Here is a 17829-nt window from a genome sequence, read left to right on the forward strand (position 1 = left end):
ACTACAAGACATTACGGTTTCCCACAAAACGCAAAAGAAAATAGTACAAAGAGGCTTATAAGTTTTAAAATGGCATAAATAAATAGACACAAAAATTATTATATCAATATTTTAATAGATTTTTTAAAATTTAAAAGAAAAACTCTACAAGCTGATAATTTTAAATTTAAATTTATCCTAGATTTGAAAACTGAATAATTTCGAATCAAATTAATTTTATGAATTTTCCGAAACAAAAAATATACAAAGCGCTAAAAATACTTGCCGCAATATTGGTTTTGCTTTGCGTTGGGCTTTATTTTTTTCGCAACTCACTTTTAAATCAAGCAATTGCAAAAGTCACGCACAAAATGGCTGTTCAATACAACAGTAATTTTTCTGTAGAATCTGCTTCTTTTGATGGATTATCAACCATACATTTAACAAATGTTGTGCTAGCACCTATAAATGCAGACACACTTGTAAAAATAAAAAACGTAGAAACCAGTATCAGTTTAAGCAATTTATTGATTGGAGATGTTCAGGTTGGAACTTTAAAAGTCGACAACGGTTATATCCAACTAGTAAAAAAAGGCAACAAACGAAATTTTGATGCTTTTCTAAAAAGAGATCGCGAAGAAACAGACTCAAACGAAAAACGTAAATATGCCGCTTTTGCCTACAGAATCATTTCTAAAGTTTTGAATTTGGTTCCAACCGATATGGATTTGAAAAACTTCAAATTCAAAATCAATGACAACGACAAACTAACTTCTATTGATGTAGACAAATTGGTTTTAAACAACAAACAATTAGAAACCAATCTTCACGTTCAAGCAAAAGATTTTGATCAGCGTTGGAATATTAAAGGTTTTGCCGATCCTAGAAATAAAAAGGCAGATATTCGCTTTTTCAACTTAGATAATGGTGCCATTCGTGTGCCTTATTTAGATCAACGCTACAATTTAAAAGCAAGTTTTGATTCTATTCGTCTAAATGTCCAAAACATTGACAAAAGTGGCAGCGAACTGCATATTGACGGTTTTACTTCGATTGCCAATCTTACAATCAATCACCCGAAAATTGCCAGCAAAGATGTGGTAATAAAAAATGCGCGTTTTGATTACCGATTTTTATTGGGAGATAGCTTTATTTCGATCGACAGTTCGTCAACCATGCAGTTGAACAAGATTAAAGTTCGTCCTTATATTTCTTACGATACAGAAAAAGACACAATTTATACTTTGAAAGTCGATATTCCGAAAATGAAAGCGCAAGATTTTATCGTTTCGCTTCCAGATGGTTTATTCACGCATTTTCAAGGTATGCAGGCCACTGGAAACTTCGATTATAAACTGGATTTCAAATTCAATAAAAACAAACCAAACACGCTTGTTTTTGACAGCAAATTAAACAAAGAAGATTTGCGAATTACCAAATATGGCGAAGCAGATTTAAATAAATTAAATGGCGAATTTGTATATCGAGCGATTATTCAAAATGTATTGCAAAGACCAGTTTTGGTTGGAAATGCGAATCCTAATTATACTCCGCTAGACCAAATTTCTCCATATCTAAGAAAATGTGTTTTAACGACCGAAGATCCTTCTTTCTTCTCGCACCGCGGATTTATAAATGAAGCTTTCAAACAATCAATTCTTAAGAACATTCGAACTAAGAAATTCTCTCGCGGTGCCAGCACAATTAGCATGCAGTTAATTAAGAATGTCTTTTTAACTCGTGAAAAAACGCTTTCGCGAAAGCTTGAAGAAATTCTGCTAGTTTACATTTTAGAAAACAACCGAATTGTAAGCAAGGAAAGAATGCTAGAGGTTTATTTCAACATTATCGAATGGGGACCAAATGTGTATGGAATTGGCGAAGCGAGTCATTTCTATTTCCAAAAAAGTCCTTCGGCTTTAAATGTTGATGAATGTTTGTATTTAGCAACGATTATTCCGAAACCTAGAAAGTTCATGTATCAATTTAATGACCAAGGTAATTTGAAGGATTATGCTATTAAAAACCAAAATTTCCTGAAGAATTTGATGTTTAGAAGAGGGCTTTTAGTTCCAGAAGACACAATTGGTCTATTGCCTGTTTATATTTCTGGAAATGCACGTTCATTAATTCGCATTAAAGTTCCAGATTCTACAGCAATCAAAACAGATTCTTTGGCTGTTGATGATGAATTTGATTTGTAAGAGGGTTTAGCCACGAAGGCACTAAGACACTAAGTTTTTTAAGTTCAATTGCATCCAGCTTTAGCTGGATGTAAATATAAATGCAAATCTAAGGGCTTTAGCCAAACTAGTAAAGTTTGGCTAAAGCCCTTTCCTATTTCGATCTTATTCCTATTCAAAAGACTTTGCGTCTTTGCGAGATTAAAAAAACTTCGTGCCTTAGCGCCTTCGTGGCAAAAACCACTACTTAAAGTTCTTTAAAAACTCTTCTTTATAAGTTGGCGAAACTTCAATTTCAGTTCCGTCGTTCAATGTTACAATTCCTCCTTTATTATACGATTTCACGCAATTGAGATTGATGATATGCGATTTATGAACACGAATAAAAGGCAATGGCAAAATCTCGGAAAAATGTTTCAGAAATCGGCAGACCATTTTTTTTGCTCCAGTATTCAAATACAAATCGGTAAAATTTCCGTTTCCTCGAAGACGCACGATATCTTCCATTTTGACAACTTCAAAACCTTCAAGCGTTGGAAGAATGACTTGTTGTTTTTCTGGTTTTTGTTCATGAAAATTCTCAACAATAATTTTATTTCGATTGAAAATTTCATGATTCAAAATCTGATGATGCACTTTGTTTACCGCAATAATCAGTTCTTCAATGCTAATTGGTTTCAAAAGATAATATGCTGCACTTTGATTTAAAGCACGAAGCGAATATTCAGAAAAAGCGGTTACAAAAATGGTTTCAAATTGTAGCTCTTTGCAGGCTTCTAAAACATCAAAAGCATTTCCGAAAGGCATTTCTACATCTAGAAAAACCAACTGCGGTTTAATTTCATGCAACAACGGAACGGCTTCTTTTATATTCTGCGCTTCGCCGACAACCTCAACTTGCGGACAATATTTGCTCAAATAATTTTTAAGCACTTCGCGCGCTGCCAATTCATCTTCGACAATTACGCTTTTTATTTTCTGCAAAGTCATCATATTTTATCAATTAATGGAAAAACAATCTGAACAATCGTGCCTGATTTTGGTTCTTCTTTTTCTGAAATAGTAAACGAAATATCCTTTTTGTACAATTCATTCAAAAGGTCAATTCTTTCTTTAGTATTATTTAAACCTCGAGATTCGTAAATTTTCTGGTTGTTCGTTTTGAGCTCACGGCTTTTGGTTAAACCAATTCCGTTGTCTTCAATAATCACATTAATTTTTCCGTTTTTATACTCAAATCGAAGCGACAAAAAACCTTTCTTGTCCAAATAACGCAATCCGTGCCAAATGGCATTTTCTAAATGCGGTTGCATGATCATATTCGGAACAAAAACTCTTTCGGTATCTAGAGATTCATCAACCACAATTTCAAAGTCGAATTTATCCTGAAAACGCAAATGTTCTAAATCGAGATATTTCTTTAATTGCTCTACTTCTTTGTCCAACGAAATAAAATCTTTATTAGAGTTTTCCATCATATTTCGCATCAAATTTGAATAAGAAGTCAAGTATTTATTGGCTTCCAATTCTTTGTTTTCGGCAATAAACTGATTGACGCTATTCAAACTATTAAAAATAAAATGCGGATTCATTTCGCGACGCAATGACTGCAAAGCGATTTCTTTGTTTTTGATTCTGATAGAATACAATGCTTTTACAATGAAGAAAAACAAAAGCAACAACAAACCAATTGAACCTAAAAGGAAATAATTGAAAGAGTTTTTCTTCGAAATCAATTCGTCTTTTAAAACCTTTTCTTTTTCAAGCTGACGAATTTTGTCTTCTGTAACCTGAAACGTTTTGGCATCAATTAAAGTAGTATCGGATTTGATTAACTGTTCGAAATTATTAAAAAACTGTTCGTACAAAGCCATACTTTCCTTGTCTTCGCCTTTTGTTTTATAATATTTAATTAAAGAAGATAAACTCTTTCTGGCTTCAGATGAATTTCCTTTTTGAAAAGATAAATTATAGGCTTCTTTTAAAGAAGAAATGGCTTTTTCTGGTTCTTTCTTTTCAAAATAAAGTGAAGCCAGCGATTGCAATTGTTTTATTTCTGTGGTAAAATCGTTGTTGGTTTTAGCATCAGCAAGCAATTTTTCGTTAATGGCAAGTGCTTTGTCAAACTGATTATCGGCAACGTAAACTTTTGCGATTTCGTTTTTAATTTTAACTTCTTCTGGTTTGTCTTTAGCATATTTTAAAGCTTTTTTATAACTTTCAATTGCAACTGCTTTGTCATTTAACTGCAAAGAATTCTGTGCTTTCTGTACATATGCTTCACTTACTTCAGCAGCTTTTTTGTCTTTTTTCAGCAATTCAATATTCGAATCAACATAATTGGTCTGACTTGCAGGATTAGATTGATTTCTGAGTCGGTTAGCATCGTTCTGGTTTATTTTTTCTTCAGATGCATCTTTGGTTAAAGAACCTGCCGCTTCGTAGTTCTTAATCGCAGAATCGAAGTTTTTCTGGTTTTCCTGAACTTTGGCCAAACTTCTGGTGACACGCATTTTATCTTCGGTTAGTTTTAATTTGGTATAAGAATTTAAAGCTCTTTTAAAATACTCTTCTGCTTTTGCATTATCGCCTTTGCTTAAAAAATCATTAGCCAGCTTTTCATAGTTTTGAGCAATTTTCGATTCATCGTTTTCATCTAAAGATTTAGATAATTCTTCGGCAGTTTTACTGATTTTGGCTTTACTCTTTGTTTCGTTTTTTTCAGGAATTGACTGCGCAGTTATTTCTTGAGGAAATAAAAACGCTAAAAAAAGCAGACTGAAAACAATTAATACATGACGTTTCACAAACAAGTTATTTAGAAAGTGTAAAGTAACTTAATTTCAAATTCCTATCCTATAACATTCACCAAGTCAAAAGGCTTGTTGACCCATTCTCTCAAAAATACGTTTTTTCGATCAATACTTTTACCTAGTAATCTTAAAAACCATCATTATGAAAAAACTATTTTACTTCTCTTTTATCCTTTTTTCTCAGTTTATTATCGGACAAGTTTCTGGAAATGTCAATTATCAGAATCAATATGCTGCAAATACTACAATTGATATTGGTTTTCCGTCTAGCGAAGGTATTGTAGCAACTGTAAAAGGTCTTGCTAATGTTAAAGCAGATACTTATACGGCAATTTTCAGCACTACTCAAACGGGCAAAACAACCAAAGAAGTCAATGATTTGCTTGACCAGAGAATTGAACGTTCGCTTAACGAAATCAAACTTAAAAAAGGCGTTGAGATTTTTGTGGATATGATTTCTTTTGTTCCTGTTTATGAATATGAAGTCGAGAAAAAGATTTTCAGCCGTAAAACGTACAATGAAGTTCCTGTGGGATTTGAGTTAAAGAAAAACATCCACATAAAATTTTCCGATCCAAATCAGTTGAACGATTTTATTTCGATTTTATCAAATCATGAAATATATGATTTAGTTCGAGTTGATTATTTCTCCAATTCATTAGAAACCATCAAAAAGGAAATGATGAACAAAGCCAAACTGCTGATTCAGGAAAAAATCAAGAATTATGAGCTTCTTCTTGGAGAGACATTTACAAACGTTGAAAAAAGAATTACCGATGGTTTTGTTGTGAATTTACCTGTAGAAATGTACAAATCGTACGAAGCGTACAATAGTTCTTCTTTAAATTTAAAAAAATCGGCAGATGTTAATCAAGCCAATAAATCGACTACGCTTTATTACCAGCCTATTTTTGGTAAAGAATTCGATTTCATCATTAATTCTTCGGTTCTGGAACCTGTTATTCAAGTACAATATGAAGTAAAGATTTTTATTAACAGAGAAAAAGAAAAGAAGCAAGTTGCCAAAACAGACAAAGAATTTATTCTGATTACTCCAAATGGCGATTTAAAAAACCTGAATATCAACACTCCAAAACAAATGCATTAATCTGGAAAGTTTCACCAAGTCAAAAGACTGTTTCACCATTTGTCCAAAAAGTGAGCTTTTTTAGTTTTTAAGTTTGATCTATAATCATTCAATTAAAAACTAAAATCATGAAATCAAATCTTTTTATAACAGCGCTTTTGGCATCAGCAATATTTTTTGCAAGCTGTAATTCGTCTAATGCAAAACCAGTAAAAAACACTGAAATCGAAAAGCCAGATTCGGCTGAAACGACCAAAATTCAAGTCGCTCTTTTATTGGACACTTCTAACAGTATGGACGGATTAATCGATCAGGCAAAATCAAGATTATGGAACATTGTAAACACTTTAACGACTTTAAAATACGAAGGAAAAACTCCAGACATCGAAATTTCTTTATACGAATATGGAAACGACGGTTTATCTGAAAGATCAAATTACATCAGACAAGTGACACCTTTATCGACAGATCTCGATTTGATTTCGGAGAAATTATTTGCTTTAAGAACTAATGGCGGAAGTGAATATTGCGGCGCTGTAATTCAAGATGCAACTAAGGGATTAAAATGGGCTTCTGACAAAAACAGCATGAAACTGATTTACATTGCAGGAAATGAAGGTTTTGATCAAGGAAGAATAAGTTATAAAGAAACAATTAGCGATGCTTTAAAAAATAATATTTATGTGAATACTATTTTCTGTGGAGACAAAACAGAAGGCATTAATTCATTATGGAAAGACGGAGCAGATCGCGGAAAAGGAAAATATTTCAATATCGATTCAGACAAAGCGGTTCAATATATTGCAACACCATATGATGATGAAATTGCTAAATGTGATGAAAAAATCAATAAAACCTATATCAATTACGGAGCGAAAGGTGCCGATAAAAAAAGAAACCAGATAATGCAGGATCAGAACGCTAAAAAAGTTTCAGCTTCCAATTATACCGATCGTGCCGTAAGTAAATCAAAAGCCGTTTATAAAAATGATACTTGGGATTTGGTAGATAAAGTAAAAGATGATGCCGGAGCAATTTCGAAAATCAAAAAAGAAGAATTACCAATCGAACTGCAAAACAAAAGCACTGCAGAATTGCAAAAAATAGTGACCGAAAAAACAAAAGAAAGAGAAACAATTCAGAAAGAAATTAGTGTTTTAGCAAAAAAACGTCAGCAATATATTGATAATGAGGCTAAAAAAACTAAAACGCAAGACGATCTTGGAAATACGATTAACTCTTCTATTCTAGCTTTCGCTAAAGTAAAAGGCTATACGGTTGAAAAATAAAAATCCAAATGAAAAAGAAAATATTCTTTCTGCTCTTTACAGTAATTCCATTGATTTGTTTGAGTTGTGAAAATAAAAAAGAGAAAACAAAAGACACAAGAACTAAAAAACCGATCTATTCTTATGAAAAGAAACTAAAAAATGAAATAACTGAAGTAAGGAGGTTCTTGGGGAAATCTCCAAAATACAATTCAGATGTGGCATTATTTTTAGATATGAAGATAGAATCTGGAAGAAATCGGTTTTTTATTTATGATTTAAAAAACAACAAGTTACTAGATAAAGGTTTGGTTGGACACGGTTCTGGTTCTGAAACAGGAATTCCTGGGGAACTAAAATTCAGCAATGTTAAAAATTCAAATTGCAGTTCGTTAGGCAAATACGCCATTGGCGGTTCGTATGTTGGAACATTTGGAAAAGCCTATAAATTGTATGGTTTAGACAAAACCAACAATAACGCTTTTGATCGAAATATAGTGCTTCATAAATACTCAGAAATTCCTTTTGATGAACAGCCTTACCCAATTTGCAATAGTCTCGGATGTCCAATGGTAAACGAAAAATTCTTCGGAGTTCTCGAAAAACTAATCGACAATTCTAAAAAGAAAATAATTCTAGTGATGTACTATTAAATCTATTTTTATTTAACAGTAATAATCATATATTTCCCGCTAATTTAAATTTAACCTCATGAATAAAAAAGTAATTCTATTCATCATATTATTGATCAGCGCTTTCGCGAATGCACAAAAGCCAATTTTTACAACAGCAAAAGTAAAAGCCGCAACTGTATATTTTAATGCTGCCGAAATTTCTCAGACTGCAAGTACCACTTTGCCTACAGGAACAAGTGAAATTGTCATTAAAAATGTGGCTTCATATTTAAATGAAAATTCAGTACAAATTGGCGCTCCAGCAAATGTAACGGTATTGTCTGTTCAGTTTACCAATAATTATATTTCAGAATATGAAACAGATTCGAAATCTCCTTTAATCAAAAGAGTTAATGATAGTATTGTTTTGGTTCAAAAAGAACTTCAAAAAGTAGTCAATACGATTAATTCAGAAAACAAAACCATGCTGTTACTCGATCGAAACCAACAGATTTCGGGAGTAAATTCTGGATTGAACGTTGCTGAATTAATGAAAATGGTAGATTATTATAAAAACAAACAAATCGAAATTGCCAATAATATCAATACCTTAACCGATAAACAGAGAAAACTAGACGAGACACTTCAGAAACTGAACAATAAACTTGAGTTTGATACAAACAAAGAAGAACGAACTTCATCAGGAAAATTAATTGTTCAAGTAATGAACACTACAGCAGGAATTGTTCCGTTAGAGATTTCATATTTAACACAAAGCGCATCTTGGACACCATTTTATGATTTGCGTACCGAAAGTGTAAATGCACCAATCAATATGGTTTATAAAGCACAGGTTGTTCAGAACAGTGGCATCGACTGGAAAAAAGTAAAACTAACATTATCTAGCGGTTATCCAAACCAAAACAATCAAGCTCCAATATTAAGTTCTTGGTTTTTAAGAAACAATGCCAATTATGGTTACAATCAAAGAGCTGTTGCCAACCAATTGCAAAGTAGTGCTTACGGAGAAGTGAAAGATAAAGCAATTGAAGACGTCGTAGTATCTGCATTGCCAAAGATGAAAAAATCTTCGGTTTCTGATTTTACAACTGTTGCAGAAAACCAACTTAATATAGCTTTTGATATTGATATTCCGTACGATATTCTTTCTAATGGAAAAGTACATAGCGTTTCCTTAAAAGAAATTAAACTTCCAGCAACATATAAATATTACGCTGCTCCAAAAGTAGAAAATGAGGCTTTCCTACTTGCCGAAATTGCAGATTACAGCAAATACAATTTATTGCAAGGCGAAGCGAATATCATTTTTGAAGGAATGTATGTTGGAAAAACATTTATAGAACCAAGTCAAACCAGTGATACTTTGAATTTAAGTATGGGGCGCGATAAAAAAGTTTCTATAAAACGTGAAAAAGTAGCAGACAAATCGGGAACGAAGTTTTTGTCTTCTAGAAAAGAACAAACTTTTACCTACGACATTACCGTTCGAAATAATAAAAAAGAATTGGTTGAACTTTTATTAAAAGATCAATATCCGTTGACAACCAATAAGGAAATCGAGGTAGAATTATTACAAAGTGACAGCGCAAAAGTAAATTCTGAAACAGGAATCTTAACTTGGCAATTACAGCTGAAACCAAATGAAACCAAGAAGATCAGAATAAGTTATCGTGTAAAATATCCTAAAGATCAGGTTTTGAATTTATAATATCTCCTAAAAAATAAATCCCGATAGTTTCTCAACTATCGGGATTTTATATTTATTCAATTTACTAAAATCACGGTGCTGGATCTGGAAATATAGCCTGAACCGCGTCAATTTCTGCTAAGATTTGTTTAGAAAGTGTGACATCAATTGTATCGATGTTTTCTTTTAATTGTTCTAATGTCGTAGCTCCAATAATAGCACTTGTTAAGAATGGTTGTTGCAAAACGAATCCCATTGCCAATTGCGTTAGCGTTAAACCATGTTTTTTAGCGATTTCCAGATACAATTTTGTTGCTTCGGTACATTGGTCGCTATTGTAACGTTTGTATTGCGGAAAAAGATTAATTCTCGCTTTTGGATGACTTTCTCCAGTTAAGAATTTTCCAGTCAAGACGCCGAATGCTAAAGGCGAATATCCAAGCAAACCAACATTTTCATATTTTGAAACTTCTGCAGAATTCACTTCAAACAAACGATTCAATAAAGAATACGGATTTTGAACAGTTTTGATTCTTGGAAGATTGTTGTATTTGCTTTCTTCCAAAAGGCGCATCATTCCCCAAGCGTTTTCATTAGAAACTCCAATGTGTTTGATTTTACCTTCTTTAATTAATCCATCGAAAGTTTCTAAGATTTCTCTAAAGTTATCTTCCCAAACATCATCGTGCCCGTGAAAAGCACGCTGTCCAAAATTATTGGTTTTTCTTTCTGGCCAATGCATTTGATACAAGTCGATATAATCTGTTTGCAGTCTTTTTAAACTATTTTCAACCGCGTATTTAATACTTGTTGGAGAAAAATCCAGCTTTTCGCGCATATAACCAAAATTCGGATTCGGACCAGCAATTTTAGACGCTAAAACCACTTTATCTCTATTTCCCGATTTCTTAAACCAAGTTCCAATAATTTTTTCTGTGCTTCCGTAAGTCGCTTCACTCGCAGGAACCGAATACATTTCGGCTGTATCGAAGAAATTTACGCCTCTTTCAAGAGCATAATCCATTTGTTCATGTCCTTCTGCTTCTGTATTCTGCTGTCCAAAAGTCATTGTTCCAAGACAGATTTTACTAACTTTTATATCGGTGTTAGGTAATGTAGTGTATTTCATTCTTTTGAGATTCTAAGGTTCTAAGTGGCTAAGATTCTAAGTTTTCTTATTTTGAGTTATAAAGCCTCAAAGTTACGAAGTGATTGTGCAATGCGAAAGGAGACAAGAGTTAAAAAAAGAATAAGATTCTTTTTTAAGAGGCTAAGGTACTAAGGTTCTGAGATTCTAAGTTTTTTTCTAAATAAAAAAGGGCACAAAGTAAAACTTTGAACCCTTTTTTTAAATCTTAGAAACTTAGTATCTTAGAACCTTAGCAACTTTAGTTAATGCCATTCAACATCTCCGCAATCTCATCTAATCTTGGAGTCAAGATGATTTCGATTCTTCGGTTTTTAGCTTTTCCTTCTGGAGTCGCGTTGCTTGCCAGAGGAGAAAATTCACTTCTTCCTGCTGCTGTTAGTTTTTGTTTATTGATTTTTGGGTTTTCACTTAAAATAGCAACAATTGCAGTTGCTCTCTTTGTAGATAAATCCCAGTTGTTTGCAATTGGTCCTGAACCTGCGTACGGATCGTCGTCTGTATGTCCTTCGATAAGAACAGAAAGATCTGGATTGTCACCTAAAACTTTTCCAAGTTCTACAACTGCTCTTCTGCCTTCTGCACCAACAGCCCAGCTTCCAGAATTGAAAAGCAATTTGTTTTCCATAGAAACATATACTTTTCCGTTTTTATGTTCTACAGTCAAACCTTTACCTTCAAAACCAGTTAATGCTTTAGATAAAGTTTCTTTCAGTTTACGCATTGCTTCTTCTTTAGCAGCAATCATATCTTCTAATTCTTTTAGACGATTTGCCGTTTTGTCTAAACGGGCTTGTTCTTCTGCAAGAGCTTTACCTTTTGCTTCTAATTGTGCTAACAATTCGCGGTTTTTAGCCAAGTTTTTCTCTAATGCATCGTTGCTGTTTTTCTCCAACGCATTATACGAATCCTGTAAAACTTTATATTTATTTTGAGCCGCCGCTAAATCTGCTTTTTGTTTTGCCAAATCATCATTAGCACTTGCTAAATCTTTAGTCAGTTTATCGCGATCGACTTCTAACTGATTCTTTGCTTTCTTTAAATTTTCATTTTCATCAGCAATAGAACGACTTTCTTTCTTCAAATCTGAGTATTTGGTTTCTAAATCATTGTAAATTTTCTTAGAAACACATGACGTTGTGGACAAAGCTAATGCTAGTAATCCGATGGAGGCTTTTTTAATCATCTTTAATTGATTTTATTTAGGCGTTTAATCTTTTAAACTTCGTAAAAAACCAATCCTAGAAATTTTGCAAATTCTAAGCATTGATTTTAAACCGAGATACTCTCAACAAGAACAATACCAAAAATTAGTCAATTTCGACTAAAATCGGACAATGATCTGAATGCATAGCGTCTGGTAGTATAACAGCTCTTTTTAGCCTGTTTTCTAAAACATTGCTAACTAAATTATAATCGATACGCCAGCCTTTATTATTTCCTCTCGCTCCTGCACGGTAACTCCACCATGAATAATGATGTGGTTCTTTGTTAAAATGACGGAAACTGTCGATAAAACCAGATTTCATAAAAGCATCTAACCAAGCGCGTTCTGCTGGAAGAAATCCAGAAACCGTTTTGTTACGAACCGGATCATGAATATCTATTGCTTCGTGACAGATATTATAATCTCCGCAAATAATCAGATTCGGAATCGTAAGTTTCAATTCATTGATATAATTTTGAAAATCATCCATAAACATAAATTTATGGTCCAATCTTTCAATGTTTGTTCCAGATGGAAGATACAAACTCATTACAGAAACATCGTCAAAGTCTGCACGAAGATTTCTTCCTTCAAAATCCATATGATGAATTCCTGTTCCGTAAACAATATTATTTGGTTTTGTTTTCGAAAGAATAGCTACTCCGCTGTATCCTTTTTTGGTTGCAGGATAGTAATATTGAAACGGATAACCCGCGGCAGTAATATCGTCTACAGGAATTTGATCTTGTGTAGCTTTTATTTCCTGAAGACAGATAACATCAGGATTTGCTTGTTGCAGCCACTCGATAAACCCTTTGTTTATTGCTGCTCTAATTCCGTTTACATTATAAGAAATAATTTTCATCAGTGATTTTTTTAGGATTTCAAATGTAATAAAAAAGTGCAAAGTTTATCTTGGAAACAATGAAAAGTAGACTTTTTTGTTATCTTTGTTCGCTGTTCTAATAATTTAAAAGTAGTACATGGGTTTAGTTACCGCGAAAGAAGTTGCAAAGGCAATAAATGTTGAAAAGTACGGGGTTCTCGGTACTTTTTCTGGCTGGATTCTTATGAAGGTTCTTAAGATCTCGACCCTTAATAAAATTTACGATCGTAATAAACATTTGACAGACCTTGACTTTTTGAATGGAATTTTGGACGAAATGGAAATTAAGTTCGAAATCCCTGAAGAAGATTTAAAGCGTTTGCCAAAAGATGGTGCGTATATTACCATTTCAAATCATCCGCTTGGTGGAATTGATGGGATTTTGCTTTTGAAATTAATGCTTGAAAGAGAGCCAAATTTCAAAATCATTGCCAATTTTCTGTTACACAGAATTGTTCCAATGAAAAAATACATTATGCCAGTTAATCCTTTTGAAAATCATAAGGATGCAAAATCGAGCGTGATTGGAATTAAAGAAACATTACGTCATTTAAGCGACGGAAAACCTTTGGGAATTTTTCCCGCTGGTGAAGTTTCAACTTACAAAGACGGCAAATTAGTAGTTGACAAACCTTGGGAAGAAGGCGCACTGAAATTAATCAGAAAAGCAAAAGTTCCTGTTGTTCCAATTTACTTTCATGCCAAAAACAGTAAATTATTCTACTGGCTTTCTAAAATTGATGACACTTTACGTACAGCAAAATTACCTTCTGAGCTATTAACTCAGAAAGATCGTGTAATTAAAGTTCGTATTGGAAAACCAATCTCTGTAAGCGAGCAAAACGAAATCGAATCTTTCGAAGAATATTCAGAATTCTTGAGAAAGAAAACCTACATGCTTGCCAATCCTTTTGAAAAAGACACGAAACTGATTGACACTGCAAGTTTAAAAATACCAAAAGCGCCTAAAAAAATCGTTACTCCTGCAAACGAGTCAAAACTTATTGATGAAGTTCAAGCGTTAAGAGATAGTGACAGCAGGTTTTTACAAAGTAAAAACTATGAGGTTTTCTTTGCAAGCGCAAAAGAAATTCCGAACATTTTACACGAAATAGGCCGTTTACGCGAAATTACTTTCCGTGAAGTTGGAGAAGGAACAAATGAATCTATTGACATAGATGAATACGATCAATATTATCACCATATGTTTTTATGGGATGATGAAACCAAAAAAATTGCTGGAGCATACCGTATGGGATTAGGTTCTGAAATCTATCCAAAATACGGAATTGAAGGTTTTTACTTGACTGATCTTTTCAGATTTGAACCAGAACTTCATGATATGATGCATAAATCGATCGAAATGGGACGTGCATTTATCGTAAAAGAATATCAGCAAAAACCAATGCCTTTGTTCTTATTATGGAAAGGTATTATTCACACCACTTTGCGTCATCCAGAACATAAATATTTAGTTGGAGGTGTAAGTATCAGTAATCAATTTTCAGATTTCTCTAAATCATTAATGATTGAGTTTATGAAATCAAACTATTACGATCCGTATATAGCGCAATATATTCACCCGAAAAAGGCGTACAAAGTAAAATTAAAAGATGCTGATAAAGATTTTATTTTTGACGAAGCAGAATCTGATTTGAATAAGTTTGACAAAATTATTGACGAATTGGAACCAGGAAATTTACGTTTACCTGTTTTAATTAAGAAATATATCAAACAAAATGCAAGAGTAGTGGCTTTTAACGTTGACCCGTTATTTAATAATGCAATTGATGGTTTAATGTACATTAGAATTGCAGATATTCCTGAAAGCACTATGAAACCTGTAATTGAAGAGTTTCAGATTGAATTGGAAAAGAAACTATCTGAGAAAGAAGATTAATAAAAGAAAAGCCGTTTCAGTTGAAACGGCTTTTTTTTGTATCATTAAAATTAGAAAACTTACTCTTTACCAATTTCATTAATCTCTTCTAATTGATTCTTAGGATCCGCACCGTACTGATTAGGTCCTTTTTCACCATCGATACAGCATAAGTATAAATTATAATACGGAATAAGAATAAACCAGCCACTTTTTCCAACGTCATGCATTCTTCTAACTCCTACAGCAATTGACGGAATAATAATACCTAATAAAAATATTCCAACTAAAATTGAGAAGACAATTCCAATTGCAGGAATAAAACTAAAAACAAGCAGTGCCATATAAATCAAAATAGTTAAAAGATTAAACATCCAATATTCTCTTCTTCTAGCACGTCCATTAAAATTTGCATAGTTTTCAAAAACTACTTTTTTAAACATTTCAATCATAATAAATTCATTTAAGTTCCCTACTCTTAAGGATTTTCAGTTACTCCATTATTTCTAGTATGCTGCAAGATTACCCACTAAAGTCTTTATTTAAAGGAACTAAAAGTTATAATTGTATTAGAAAAAGACATTTTTAAACAAAAAAAATCCCATTCATTTCTGAATGGGATCTTCGTTAATATATTCGTGCTTCTTTTAAAACCAGCCTCGCTGACCAATTTGATAAGTTTGATAAAATTCCTCATCACTCTTGGTTAGATATATAATACCCTCTATAATTCCGATTATACCGCCAATTCCGAACATTAACCCTAAAACCAGCTGAATTATTCCTTCTCTTGTATAACCTAAATAAAATTTATGGATACCTAAATATCCTAGCAAAATAGCTAGAATTCCAGCCACTACTTTTTTATTTTCTTCTTGATAACGTGGATTATTCCAATCTTCTCTTTTTGTATTTTCCATAATCTTAATTTTTATTATTTCTTAAAATAGTACTCGAACAAAAAAACTGATTCGTAAATAAAACCAGTTTATACATTATTAAAACCAGATTGATTGATGCAGAATATCATCAAAAGAATTATTTTTTACAAAGAAAATTAGTCTTATAAAATGATAAACACCTAAAAAAATAGCTAGTCCGTATGCCAGCCTTCTATTATACAAAAGTCCTGTGAAGTATTCTTTTTTGGTAATAAGCTCTAATGTAAGTACTAAAACAGTTACAATACAAAATGCAATGACAAAAGGACCTAAAACATGATAGCTGATTGATTTGTATAAATCTCCTTGATAAAAATAAACCAAAGATTTTGTGATCCCGCATCCTGGACAAGGAAACCCTGTCAGCATTTTAAAAGGGCAAAAAGACTGGTCTGTTTCTAAATGGTCATTATGATTATCAAGCATTAAAAAAAACGGAACTACCAGTGTAATTAATGCACCGATAATTCCGTAAATTTTACGTCTTGTTTGCGTATTAGTTATATAATCTGTTGATATCACCTTGAACGATCATTGCAGCCGCAATAGGAAAAAAGAATCCTAAAACAATTAGTAAAGTAGATTGATCTTTTTGAAGTTCACCTGTTTTCTCATATACTTTTGGTAATGCTTCTTTACCTGCTAAGTAATAGAAATAAATATTAACTGGCATACAACAACCTGCAAAAATTGCAATTGGTTGCGAGATAACTTCTTTTTTTGCTACAGCATTAAAAACTTCAGCTACTTTAATATTCCAATAAATCAAATACAATCCGCATGTTAAAAATCCAAAAAGCAATACCATAATTGGGTCTACTTTAAATACCGGGATTGGTTCTTCAAAATTATTCGATGTTTGTTGTAATTCCATCTTTTTCCTTATAAAATTCGTTAATTCCTACTCTTTGGATTTTCGGCTTCTCCAAACCCCTAAAAGAACTTATTTAGATTGATTCTTTTGAAATTCGGAAACAATATTATTAAAAATTAGCAAATAAAACTAATCTTGCTAAATAAAATTTACAGGAAAAACCTCGTTATTAAATTCTAAAGGCTGTAGACTATTTTTTGTTGTAAACCGCTTTAATTTTATCTACAATAACCTGAGCCAATCGTTCATGACTTTCAAATGTCCAACCCGCAATATGAGGCGTTAATAACACATTTTTTGCCTGCATAAGATACTGAAGTGCTTCTGGCGTGCTGTTATCTTGAAAAAGGGTTTCAAACGACAACTTTTCGTATTCCAAAACATCTAAACCTGCACCCAAAATCTTTTTCGATTTCATAGCCTCAACCAAATCTGCTGTAACAATGTTTTTACCACGTGAAGTATTTATAATCCAAAAAGGCTTTTTAAACGCATTTATAAAGCCACTATCGACCATTTTATTTGTTTCTGGTGTCCAAGGAAGGTGCAAGCTTAAAACATCTGTTTTTTCGCGTAATTCTTCCAGAGAAACTTGTTTGGCATTTTCGTCTCCAACGTTATCCAAAATATCATAACAAAGAACTTCTGTATCAAAACCTCTTAGTTTTTTAGCAAAAGCCTTACCCATATTTCCGTAACCGATAATTCCCACCGTTTTCAAATCCAACTCGTGGCCACGATTGCTTTCTCTATTCCAGTGTCCTGCTTTCACTTCAGCGTCAGCCTGATTTAAATTATTGAATAAAGATAAAATCACACCTAGCGAATGTTCTGCAACAGCGTTGCGATTTCCTTCTGGAGCAGCAATAAGATGAATTCCTTTTGCAGAAGCATACTCACAATCAATACTTTCTAGACCTGCGCCAACTCTCGCGATAAATTGCAACTTTGTTGCGGCATCCAAAAACACCTTGTCAATCTTGAAACGGCTTCTAATTACGACGCCATTGTAATCGTGAATTTTTGCTTCGATTTCTTCTTTTGAAGATTTAAAATCGGCGTGATTTTCAAAACCAGCTTCTTCCAATTGATTCCAAAGAATTGGATTATTGCTGTCGATATGAAGAATTTTTATGCTCATTTTTTACTGAATTTTATAAATACAAAAATACGGGAAATATAACCTCATAAAGTCTCAATAGATAATTTAAAACCGAAAAAACTAGAAAAAACCTTATCCGTT

Annotated in this window: 16 protein-coding genes; 6 read left to right on the forward strand and 10 right to left on the reverse strand. The window is 32.8% G+C overall.

The genetic code is table 11. The features are described from left to right. Positions 1-218 precede the first annotated feature (218 nt). A complete protein-coding gene (locus AC1Q5Z_RS08475; RefSeq protein WP_492444342.1) occupies positions 219-2183 on the forward strand; it encodes a transglycosylase domain-containing protein in 1965 nt (654 codons plus the stop codon). Between the two features lie 222 nt (positions 2184-2405). Here the strand turns inward: AC1Q5Z_RS08475 and AC1Q5Z_RS08480 are convergent, their stop codons facing one another. Together AC1Q5Z_RS08480 and AC1Q5Z_RS08485 are read right to left on the reverse strand one after the other, a co-directional pair. Further along, positions 2406-3152, reverse strand: coding sequence for a LytR/AlgR family response regulator transcription factor (locus AC1Q5Z_RS08480; protein ID WP_343585143.1), 747 nt, complete (start codon positions 3150-3152; stop codon positions 2406-2408). Then, the gene (locus AC1Q5Z_RS08485; RefSeq protein WP_492444344.1) at positions 3152-4969 is read right to left on the reverse strand and encodes a tetratricopeptide repeat-containing sensor histidine kinase; all 1818 of its coding nucleotides are present in this window, start codon (positions 4967-4969) and stop codon (positions 3152-3154) included. The genes AC1Q5Z_RS08480 and AC1Q5Z_RS08485 overlap by 1 nt, the downstream gene beginning before the upstream one ends. Positions 4970-5117: 148 nt before the next feature. On the opposite strand from AC1Q5Z_RS08485, the gene AC1Q5Z_RS08490 reads away from it, so the two are divergent. The 4 genes from AC1Q5Z_RS08490 (at position 5118) to AC1Q5Z_RS08505 (ending at position 9673) form a co-directional block, all read left to right on the forward strand. Then, positions 5118-6083, forward strand: coding sequence for an SIMPL domain-containing protein (locus AC1Q5Z_RS08490; protein ID WP_492444346.1), 966 nt, complete (start codon positions 5118-5120; stop codon positions 6081-6083). Between the two features lie 107 nt (positions 6084-6190). Next, positions 6191-7351 (forward strand): vWA domain-containing protein, encoded by a 1161-nt coding sequence (locus tag AC1Q5Z_RS08495; protein ID WP_492444348.1) that lies wholly within the window; start codon positions 6191-6193, stop codon positions 7349-7351. An 8-nt stretch (positions 7352-7359) separates the two neighbouring features. Then, positions 7360-7983 (forward strand): murein L,D-transpeptidase catalytic domain-containing protein, encoded by a 624-nt coding sequence (locus tag AC1Q5Z_RS08500; RefSeq protein WP_343584876.1) that lies wholly within the window; start codon positions 7360-7362, stop codon positions 7981-7983. 58 nt (positions 7984-8041) lie between these two features. Beyond that, positions 8042-9673 (forward strand): DUF4139 domain-containing protein, encoded by a 1632-nt coding sequence (locus AC1Q5Z_RS08505; protein WP_492444350.1) that lies wholly within the window; start codon positions 8042-8044, stop codon positions 9671-9673. Between the two features lie 70 nt (positions 9674-9743). Here AC1Q5Z_RS08505 and AC1Q5Z_RS08510 read toward each other — a convergent pair whose 3' ends face one another. The 3 genes from AC1Q5Z_RS08510 to AC1Q5Z_RS08520 all read right to left on the reverse strand — a co-directional run bounded on the left by AC1Q5Z_RS08510 (position 9744) and on the right by AC1Q5Z_RS08520 (position 12871). After that, positions 9744-10781: an aldo/keto reductase gene (locus AC1Q5Z_RS08510; RefSeq protein WP_492444352.1), complete on the reverse strand. Its 1038-nt coding sequence runs from the start codon at positions 10779-10781 to the stop codon at positions 9744-9746. Between the two features lie 259 nt (positions 10782-11040). Continuing rightward, on the reverse strand, positions 11041-11985 hold the full coding sequence (locus AC1Q5Z_RS08515; RefSeq protein ID WP_492444354.1) for an OmpA/MotB family protein: 945 nt from the start codon (positions 11983-11985) through the stop codon (positions 11041-11043). 124 nt (positions 11986-12109) lie between these two features. Beyond that, positions 12110-12871: an exodeoxyribonuclease III gene (locus AC1Q5Z_RS08520; RefSeq protein ID WP_343584868.1), complete on the reverse strand. Its 762-nt coding sequence runs from the start codon at positions 12869-12871 to the stop codon at positions 12110-12112. A 118-nt stretch (positions 12872-12989) separates the two neighbouring features. Here AC1Q5Z_RS08520 and AC1Q5Z_RS08525 point away from each other — a divergent pair, with 118 nt between their 5' ends. Then, positions 12990-14792 (forward strand): GNAT family N-acyltransferase, encoded by a 1803-nt coding sequence (locus tag AC1Q5Z_RS08525; RefSeq protein WP_198855219.1) that lies wholly within the window; start codon positions 12990-12992, stop codon positions 14790-14792. Positions 14793-14851: 59 nt separating this feature from the next. On the opposite strand, the gene AC1Q5Z_RS08530 is transcribed toward AC1Q5Z_RS08525, so the two are convergent. From AC1Q5Z_RS08530 to AC1Q5Z_RS08550, 5 genes are all read right to left on the reverse strand, one after another. After that, positions 14852-15223, reverse strand: a complete 372-nt coding sequence (locus AC1Q5Z_RS08530) for a DUF805 domain-containing protein (protein ID WP_343584865.1) — start codon at positions 15221-15223, stop codon at positions 14852-14854. A gap of 195 nt (positions 15224-15418) precedes the next feature. Further along, positions 15419-15691 (reverse strand): TM2 domain-containing protein, encoded by a 273-nt coding sequence (locus tag AC1Q5Z_RS08535; protein ID WP_343584863.1) that lies wholly within the window; start codon positions 15689-15691, stop codon positions 15419-15421. A 78-nt stretch (positions 15692-15769) separates the two neighbouring features. After that, positions 15770-16234: a DUF2752 domain-containing protein gene (locus tag AC1Q5Z_RS08540; protein ID WP_343584861.1), complete on the reverse strand. Its 465-nt coding sequence runs from the start codon at positions 16232-16234 to the stop codon at positions 15770-15772. After that, the gene (locus AC1Q5Z_RS08545) at positions 16209-16586 is read right to left on the reverse strand and encodes a DUF4234 domain-containing protein (RefSeq protein WP_198855215.1); all 378 of its coding nucleotides are present in this window, start codon (positions 16584-16586) and stop codon (positions 16209-16211) included. Before AC1Q5Z_RS08545 ends, AC1Q5Z_RS08540 begins: the two co-directional genes overlap by 26 nt. A gap of 190 nt (positions 16587-16776) precedes the next feature. Beyond that, positions 16777-17727: a 2-hydroxyacid dehydrogenase gene (locus tag AC1Q5Z_RS08550; protein WP_492444357.1), complete on the reverse strand. Its 951-nt coding sequence runs from the start codon at positions 17725-17727 to the stop codon at positions 16777-16779. Positions 17728-17829: the final 102 nt, after the last annotated feature.

The organism is Flavobacterium sp. GW823-FHT06G12 (assembly GCF_058794775.1).